The sequence below is a fragment of the Limimaricola sp. G21655-S1 genome (assembly GCF_027213785.1).
Taxonomy (GTDB): Bacteria; Pseudomonadota; Alphaproteobacteria; order Rhodobacterales; family Rhodobacteraceae; genus Limimaricola.
Genome location: NZ_JAPWGO010000173.1, coordinates 1 through 294, shown reverse-complemented (window position 1 = coordinate 294; position 294 = coordinate 1). Strand labels below are relative to the sequence as shown.

Genomic DNA, 294 nt, shown 5'->3' with positions numbered 1-294 from the left:
CGCCGCTTCGACATCGCCGTGGCCGACATCAACGAGCACGCCATCGGCGCGGTCAGTGACGCCGACGGCGCCACCCTGGACCGGATCGACGAGACCGCGGGGGCGGGCACGCTGGTCGGGATCGAGGCCCGCGCCGAGGACGCCGACGCCACCGCCACGGTGAGCTACGCGGTGGACGATGCGCGCTTCGCCATCGCCGCCGACGGCACGGTGCGGGTCGCCGCCGGCGCCAGCTTCGACGCCGAGACCGAGCCGAGCGTCGCGCTGACCGTCACCGCGACCTCCTCGGACGGC

General features: G+C 75.5%; 1 protein-coding gene. It reads left to right on the top strand.

Translation table 11 applies throughout. The features are described from left to right. The coding region (locus O4G76_RS20345; RefSeq protein ID WP_269398950.1) for a cadherin repeat domain-containing protein at positions 1-294 on the top strand (294 nt) is incomplete at both ends.